Source organism: Stenotrophomonas sp. Ste96 (assembly GCF_024519495.1).
Taxonomy (GTDB): domain Bacteria; phylum Pseudomonadota; class Gammaproteobacteria; order Xanthomonadales; family Xanthomonadaceae; genus Stenotrophomonas; species Stenotrophomonas bentonitica_A.
On sequence record NZ_JALJRX010000016.1, the window covers coordinates 1 to 8,263 of the forward strand.

General features: G+C 61.5%; 6 protein-coding genes and 1 pseudogene. 1 reads left to right on the forward strand and 6 read right to left on the reverse strand.

Annotation, left to right across the window (positions count from 1 at the left end; translation table 11 throughout):
• From OC373_RS18385 to OC373_RS18410, 6 genes are all read right to left on the reverse strand, one after another.
• A partial coding sequence (locus tag OC373_RS18385; RefSeq protein WP_315985479.1) for a TCP-1/cpn60 chaperonin family protein occupies positions 1-292 on the reverse strand: 292 nt, incomplete at its 3' end.
• Entirely contained in the window at positions 289-2,484 is a 2,196-nt protein-coding gene (gene pnp, locus OC373_RS18390; RefSeq protein WP_100443866.1) for a polyribonucleotide nucleotidyltransferase, read from the reverse strand. The genes pnp and OC373_RS18385, both read right to left, overlap by 4 nt.
• 78 nt (positions 2,485-2,562) lie before the next feature.
• Entirely contained in the window at positions 2,563-2,952 is a 390-nt protein-coding gene (locus OC373_RS18395; RefSeq protein WP_046272806.1) for a TraR/DksA C4-type zinc finger protein, read from the reverse strand.
• A 266-nt stretch (positions 2,953-3,218) separates the two neighbouring features.
• A complete protein-coding gene (cfa, locus tag OC373_RS18400; RefSeq protein WP_005413430.1) occupies positions 3,219-4,385 on the reverse strand; it encodes a cyclopropane fatty acyl phospholipid synthase in 1,167 nt (388 codons plus the stop codon).
• Positions 4,386-4,409: 24 nt separating this feature from the next.
• The gene (locus OC373_RS18405) at positions 4,410-5,300 is read right to left on the reverse strand and encodes a universal stress protein (RefSeq protein ID WP_046272807.1); all 891 of its coding nucleotides are present in this window, start codon (positions 5,298-5,300) and stop codon (positions 4,410-4,412) included.
• A gap of 10 nt (positions 5,301-5,310) precedes the next feature.
• Complete coding sequence (locus tag OC373_RS18410) at positions 5,311-6,795, reverse strand: SulP family inorganic anion transporter (RefSeq protein WP_086016262.1); 1,485 nt, start codon at positions 6,793-6,795, stop codon at positions 5,311-5,313.
• A 257-nt stretch (positions 6,796-7,052) separates the two neighbouring features.
• On the opposite strand from OC373_RS18410, the pseudogene OC373_RS18415 reads away from it, so the two are divergent.
• Positions 7,053-8,263 (forward strand): annotated as a pseudogene (locus tag OC373_RS18415) (site-specific integrase); the annotation flags it as partial.

An 8,263-nucleotide genomic window follows, 5' to 3' on the forward strand; every position in this document is an offset into this window, starting at 1 on the left:
CCTGGGCCAGCACGGTGGCGGTGGTGGTGCCGTCGCCGGCGTCATCGTTGGTGCGGGAAGCAACTTCCTTCACCATCTGCGCGCCCATGTTCTCGAACTTGTCAGCCAGTTCGATTTCCTTGGCGACAGACACGCCGTCCTTGGTGATGGTCGGGGCGCCGAAGCTCTTTTCGAGCACGACGTTGCGGCCCTTCGGGCCCAGGGTGGCCTTGACGGCATTGGCGAGAATGTTGACGCCGCGCAGCAGGCGCAGCCGCGCATCATTATCGAAAAGGATCTCTCTGTGCGTCATGACCGTTCCTCCGCAATAAAAACGCATGCCGGAGGGGAGCCGCCAGAACCCCCGGCATACGCCGACTCCGGCAGCAACACTTTCGTTCCGTCCACCGCCTTCATCGAAAGCCGAACCCGACCCTGCATGTCCACTTCCAGGACCTTGACCTTCACCACATCCCCTTCCGACAGAACGGAATTCGGGTTTTCCACTCGCTCGTCAGAAATCTGCGAGACGTGCACCAGTCCGACCTTGCCCGGCGCGATGGTGACGAACGCGCCGAAGTCAAGCACCTTTGCCACCTTACCTTCGTAGACCCGACCCGGTTCGATTTCGGCCGTGATCTGTTCGATACGCCTGCGCGCCGTGTCGGCGGCTCCGCCGCTGGTCGAAGCGATCACGATCGTGCCGTCGTCCCGGATATCGATCTGCGTGCCAGTTTCCTTGGTGAGCGCCTGGATGGTGGCCCCGCCCTTGCCGATCACCTCGCGGATCTTGTCCGGATGGATCTTGATCGTCAGCAGGCGCGGTGCGAACTCCGACATCTGCTCGCGCGGGGCCTGGATGGCCTTGGCCATCTCCCGAAGGATGTGCAGTCGCCCTTCTCGCGCCTGCGCCAATGCCACCTCCATGATCTCGGCGGTCACGCCGTCGATCTTGATGTCCATCTGCAGGGCCGAGATACCGTCGATAGTGCCGGCGACCTTGAAATCCATATCGCCCAGGTGGTCCTCGTCACCCAGGATGTCGGACAGCACCGCGAACCGATCGCCTTCCTTGACCAGGCCCATGGCGATGCCTGTCACAGGCCCCTTGACCGGAACGCCCGCAGCCATCAGGGCCAGCGAGCTGCCGCACACTGAAGCCATCGAGGAAGAACCATTGGACTCGGTGATCTCCGACACTATTCGAATGGTGTAAGGGAATGCTTCCATCGACGGCATGATCGCGGCGACGCCACGCTTGGCCAGACGGCCGTGGCCGATTTCGCGTCGCTTTGGGCCGATCATCGGACCCGTCTCGCCGACGCAGTAAGGCGGGAAGTTGTAGTGGAAAAGGAAGTGTTCCTTGTACTCGCCGGTGACGGCATCGATGACCTGGCCGTCACGCGTAGTGCCGAGCGTGGTGGTCACGATGGCTTGGGTTTCGCCGCGTGTGAACACCGCCGAGCCATGAGTGCGCGGCAGCACGCCGAGTTGGATCGAGATCGGACGTACGTCTTCGAGACCGCGACCGTCCAGCCGACGCCGATCCTGCAGCACCATGCGGCGCACAGCGGTGTACTCGAGGTCGTCCAGCTCCGCGCGGACTTGGGCGACCTCCCAACCCGTTGCCGAGGTCGTCGGTGCAGCTAGCGCAATCAACACTTCATTTCTGATCGCCTGCACTCGTTTCTTGCGTGCGATCCGGTCGGTGATCAGCAAGGCGCTGTTGAGGTTGTTTCCAATCTGTGTGCGCACCGTATCGGCCAGGGCCAGGTCGCGTGGTGGATGGCTCCACTCCCACTTGGTCACCTTCGCTTCTTGGGCGAGTTCCTCGATCGCTTCGATCACGGGCTGCATGGCGTGGTGGCCAAGCGACACCGCCGCCAGCATGATCTCCTCCGAGAGCACGTTGGCTTCGGACTCGACCATCAACACGCCGTGCCGGGTGCCGGCGACGACCAGATTGAGGTCGGAGGCCTTGAGCTCTTCGGTGGTCGGGTTGACCAGAAAACTGTCGCCGTGGCGGCCGATGCGGACCGCTCCAATCGGCCCCTTGAACGGCAACCCCGACAAGCGCAGCGCGGCGGAGGCGCCGACCATGGCTGGAATATCGGGATCGATCAACGGATCGACGGACAGCACGGTCGCAATGACCTGGACCTCGTGGCGGAACTGATCGGGAAACAGTGGTCTTACCGGCCGGTCGATCAGGCGCGAGGTCAGGATTTCCTTTTCGGTCGGGCGACCCTCGCGCTTGAAGAAACCACCGGGGATACGACCGCCTGCGTAGAAGCGCTCCCGGTACTCGACGGTGAGCGGGAAGAAGTCGAGTCCATCTTTCGCGCGCTTGCTGCCGACCGCGGTTACCAGCACCACCGTATCGCCCATGCGGACTATGACCGCGCCGGACGCCTGCTTGGCGATCTCGCCGGTTTCGAGGGTGAGTTCATGCGCCCCGAAGGCGCAGCGCTTCACGACCGGTAATTTAGCCGGTGCATTCGTCATCAGATTCATTATGTTTTCCTTTCATCAACAAGGATATGCCGACCACCGCAGAGGCGGCCCAATGGGTGCCGCGCGGACTCAGCGACCGGCGTTTCGGCGCATGTTGTGCTGTTTCGCCTCGGCCAGTTCCTCGGTGCACTCCAGGCAAAAAGGCGCGGCGGGATCGGCCATCAAACGGCCATGCCCGATTTCGAGTTCACATCGGCAGCAAATGCCGTAGCGCCCCGATTCGTAGCGATCCAGCGCCGCCTTGATCCGATCCAACTGGATCATCAGGCGACTGCTGCCCGCCTTGGCCATGTGCTGCTGGGAGATGGCGTCGATCCTGCTGACGCGGCCTTGCGTGGTCTGATCGAGGGCGACGGGTTGGCCCGCGTCTTCCAAACCGGCGAGGGTGATGCGAATGTCCCGCTGCTCCTCTACGAGCATGCTGAAGAATTCGTCCAGACTTTGAACGTGTACGGACATGGTGACTCCTCATCTTGGTAGGCGGTATGCCGGGAGCGGCATCCGGAAGCGGGCATTGCGCCCGCGGCCAAGAAGTGAGCGTTAGATTGGAGTGGTCATGAGAGAGCCTCGTCTTGACCCTCTGAACCGCACCCCATTGTGCGGAAACCACATCACCTAGTAGAGCTTGAGGCCATCCTCAAGATCGACGAGACAGGCGGAGGGGTGTTGTATCGTGAATTTCACTAAATCATAGCATGTCAAGTCCCCCGTCAAACGACGGGGGATTACCTCGGGCCTTCTGGGCGCTGATAGCCGCCACGAACCCCATCCTTGGACAGCACCCACTGCCACAGTTGCAGGTCGCGGGCGCGGAATGCACCGGCGCAGGACAACAGGTAGTAGCGCCACATCCGATGGAACCGTTGCCCCAGTTCGTCCTCGAAATGAGGCCATGCCTGCTCGAAGTTGGCATGCCACGCCATCAATGTGTTGTCGTAGTCGGCGCCGAAGTTGTGCAGATCCTCGACGACGAAGAGCTCGTCGCAAGCATCACCGATCTGGCCAATCGACGGCAACTCGCCGTTCGGGAAAATGTAGCGATCGATCCACGGGTCGGTAGTGGACTTGCGCCGGTTCTTGCCGATGGTGTGAAGCAGGAACAGGCCGTCATCGGCCAGGCAGCGATGAGCTACTTCCATGTAGCTGCGATGGTTCTTGCGACCCACATGCTCGAACATGCCGACGCTGGCGATGCGATCGAAGCGCTCGTTGATGGAGCGGTAGTCCTGCAGCCGGAACTCCAGTGGCAGGTCGGCATAACGCTCCGTCGCCCATGCGGTCTGCTCCTTCGAAACCGTCACCCCCACGCACTCAACGCCGTAGTGCTCGGCGGCGTACGCCATGAAGCTGCCCCAGCCACAACCGATGTCGAGCACCCGCATGCCGGGCTCCAGGCGCAACTTGTGGCAGATCATGTCGAGCTTGGCTTCCTGCGCCTCCGCCAGGTTCTTCGCATCGGCCCAGTAGCCGCAGGTGTAGGTCATGCGCGGGTCCAGCATTGCCGTGTAGAAATCATTCCCGAGGTCGTAATGGGCCTCGCCGACTTCCCAGGCCTGTCGCGATGTCTGCCGATTCAGCAGCTTGGCCCGTAGCGAATGAAACATGAGCCGCAACGGTTTGACGTGGCGATCGAGCCGCGCACGCAGGATGCGATCGAACAGTTCGTCCAGCCGATCGCACTCCCATGCGCCGTTCATGTAACTTTCCCCAAGGCCGAGATTGCCCTGTGCAAATACGCGCTCCGGGACGCCATCGACCAGCAACCGGATATCCCATGGGCGATCACCGCCCAGTCGAACATCAGCGATCTCCAGCAGTTCGTCCATCATTCGATGGAGGTGGTTTCGATTGATTGTTTCAGTGGATTTATGCTTGGTTGATGCTTCGGTCATTTGACTTACTGCCGGTGGTTGGCGTCAACGGAGAAGGAGCACCGGGACGCGGCAGGTGCGCAGCATCGTGGTGGTGGTGCTGCCGACAATCAGCTGGCGGATACGCGAGTGGCCATAGGCCCCCATGACCAGCAGATCCACATGCTCGTCACGGATGTAATGGCCGATCACCTCTTCCGCTTCGCCCGGTCGCACCGCGCCGGCCGCAGACAATCCGGCCGCGGCCAGCGTGTCCAGCGCCCAGCGCAATGCGGCTTCGTTTGTGGCATTGGTCGCTCCGACGGTGAGCACACGGATATCGAGTCCACTGAACAACGGGCTGGCCGCCACCATTTCCACGCCCTTGCGGGTCGTGGCGCTCCCATCGAACGCGATCAGCACGCGTTCGATTTCCGTGTAGCTGCGCGACGCCACCAGCAATGGGCGATGGACTGCACGTACCACGCGTTCCAGTTGGCTGCCCAGGTGTCCCTTGGCGAAATCCGCATGCTCGCCACGCTTGCCAAGGACAAACAGGCGTGCATCGCCTTCCAACTCGATGAGGGTGTCCACCAAGGACCCATGCCGCATCCGCGTCTCCGCCTCGATGCCATGGAAAGCGGCCGCAATCCCCTTGGCCTGTTGCAGCACTAGGCGGCCTCGTTCTTGGCCCAGCTTGCTGCGGGTCTCGTCCAGCAAGGCGAGCCCTTCCAGCAACCTGGGCTGGGCATCCGCTCCGAGGTTCCCACTGAAGTCCGCGGTACTGGCCGCTTCCGGATGGCGGTCAAGCACATGAAGGTATTCCAGCGGGGCTTCCAGTCTGTGCGCTGCCCAAGCGGCGTAATGCGCCACGCTCTCGCTGTAAGCGGATGCGTCGGTGGCGGCCAATACACTGCCGCTGTGATCTATATGGGAGTGTCCAATCTTGTCTGTCATGGTTGCTTCCTCAGTGGCCCATCAGCCGCTCGACGGCGTCGGGCTTGTCGTGGACGCCCAAGCGATCCACCAGCGTCGCACTGGCTTCGTTCATTCCTAGGATTTCGACCTCAGTACCTTCACGCCTGAACTTCACCACAACCGTGTCCAGTGCGCCCACCGCGCTGAGATCCCAGAAGTGGGCACGGCCCACGTCAATTTGAACGCGCTCCAAAGCCTCGCGGAAATCGAAGCTAGCAATGAACTGGTCAGCCGAGGCAAAGAAAACCTGCCCGGTCACGGTGTAGCACCGCAGACGCCCACCTTCTTCAGAAGTGGAGCCGATATGAAGCACCTGGCCTACCTTGCGAGCAAAGAACAGCCCCGAGAGCAGTACGCCGATCAAAACGCCCTTTGCCAGATCATGGGTGGACACCGTCACGATAACTGTGGCGATCATCACCACACTAGAAGTCTTGGGATTTGCCTTAAGTGCCGCCAGTGAACCCCAGTTGAAAGTGCCAATGGAGACCATGATCATTACAGCGACCAGCGCCGCCATGGGAATCAGCTTTACCCAAGGGCCTGCAAATACCACCATCAACAATAGGAATACGCCCGCGGCCAGTGATGAGAGGCGACCACGACCGCCGGACTTAACGTTGATGACAGACTGGCCAATCATGGCGCAACCGGCCATGCCGCCAACAAAGCCGGATGCGATGTTGGCTATGCCCTGACCGACCGCTTCGCGGTTTTTGTTGCTCGGCGTATCGGTCAGATCATCGACGATCTTTGCAGTCATCATCGATTCCAGCAGGCCCACGACCGCCAATGTGGCGGAAACCGGGAAAATGATCTTCAGTGTCTCTAGATTCAAGGGAACATCAGGCAACAAGAACACCGGCAAGCTGTCGGGTAGTTCGCCCATGTCCCCCACGGTGCGGATATCAAGCTTGAGCAGGAGCGCGACTATCGTCAGGACCACGATGGCCACCAGCGGCGAGGGAATGACCTTGGTCACGCGTGGCAACAGATAGATGATGGCCAACCCTGCGGCGACCATCGCATAAACGGTCCAAGGGACGTTGGTTAGCTCGGGGAGCTGCGCCAGGAAAATCAGGATCGCCAGCGCATTGACAAAACCGGTGATGACCGAGCGCGAGACGAAACGCATCAACGCCCCGAGCCTAAACGTGCCAGCCAAGATCTGCAGCATCCCGGTTAGGAGCGTCGCTGCCAACAAATACTGCAGTCCGTGCTCCTTCACCAAGCCAACCATCAGCAGCGCCATGGCCCCGGTAGCTGCCGAGATCATTCCCGGACGACCGCCGGTAAAGGCGATAACCACTGCAATGCAGAATGAGGCGTAGAGGCCCACCTGGGGATCAAGCCCGGCAATAATTGAGAACGCAATGGCCTCAGGAATTAGAGCGAGCGCAACAACTATGCCGGCAAGCAAGTCGCCACGAATATTGCCGAGCCAGTCCTGGCGCAGTCGAGTAAGCGTAGTCAAAACAGAATATCCCTAGTCCCGACTGGTCGTCGGGCCAACAGTGTGATTTACGAAATAACAACCCTAAGCCCGCTTGCGGGCTTGATCCGATGACAGGATTTAGGGCGGCGTAATCACTATGGGCACTGGCTCGGGAGTAGAGTTGGGTCCGCTGTTGTTTGCGGCCGCTGGCTGGAGAGCCTAGCACAATCTGCATAGTTGCGTCGAATGATGGACGATTGGCCGGCCACCTTTGAAACGTGCGTGTTCTGGGCCAGGTGACTATCCTCGATCAGTACATTGATGCCGCCACCCGCGAGAACACTGTGCGCAGCTACGCTTCGGCGTTACGGCACTTTGAGGTCGAGTGGCAAGGACACCTTCCGGCCACCCCAGACAGTGTGGCGCGGTACTTGGCCACCTACGCGCAGACCCTGGCCACCAGCACGCTGCGGCATCGCCTGGCGGCGATCGCTTTTTGGCATCGGGATCACGGATTTGTGGATCCCACCCGCTCGCCACTGGTGCGCAAGGTACTTAAAGGGATTCAGACCCTCCACCCGACCCGGGTCAAGCAGGCTGCGCCACTGCAGATCCGGCGGCTGGTCGAGCTCGATGACTGGCTGGCCGCAGCGATTGCTGCGGCCCATGCCCGGGGCGACGGGGCGGCGGCGCTTCGCCATCAGCGGGATCGCGCGTTGGTGCTGCTCGGATTCTGGCGTGGCTTCCGTGGCGATGAACTGCTGCGTCTGGAAGTGGCCCATCTCACGCTGGTGCCGGGACAGGGGATGACCTGCTTCCTGCCGCGCAGCAAGGGCGATCGCCAAGCGGCCGGCGTTACCCATAAGGTGCCGGCGTTGTCGCGGCTGTGTCCGGTAGAGGCGACCCAAGTGTGGCTGCAGGCGGCAAACGTGCAAGACGGGCCGGTGTTTCGGGCAATCAACCAGTGGGGCCACGTAAGTGCCGAAGGGCTCCATCCCAACAGTTTGGTGCGCCTGCTGCGCTAGTTGCTGGCCAGTGCCGGCTTTGCCGATGCGGGGCTCCACAGCAGCCATTCGCTGCGCCGCGGCTTTGCTAGTTGGGCCAACGATCAGGGCTGGGACATGAAGGCGTTGATGGAGTACGTGGGCTGGCGCGATGTTCAGTCGGCCATGCGTTACCTGGACGGGCGTGACCCGTTCGCCCGGGATCGCATTGAAGCGAGCCTGCCCAGCCCAACCGCGCCAGCTCCGGCGATGGCGCTGCCGGCGCCCGAGGTCAAATCTGCCCTGCAGCTGCTCCTACGCATGGTGCTGACCCCGTTTGCCCGCGCCGGCCGCGGCGCGGCCAAGGCCCGGGGCAGAATCGAAGAGATCTGCTTGGCCCCGTTCCAAGCGGTGCGGCTGAACACCGCCAGCAGCGAGTACCGGTTGACTGTTCCCACCGATCCCGACCGGGATCTGGATGAAATCCTGGCCACGTTGCTCGATGACATGCACCGCATGGCCGA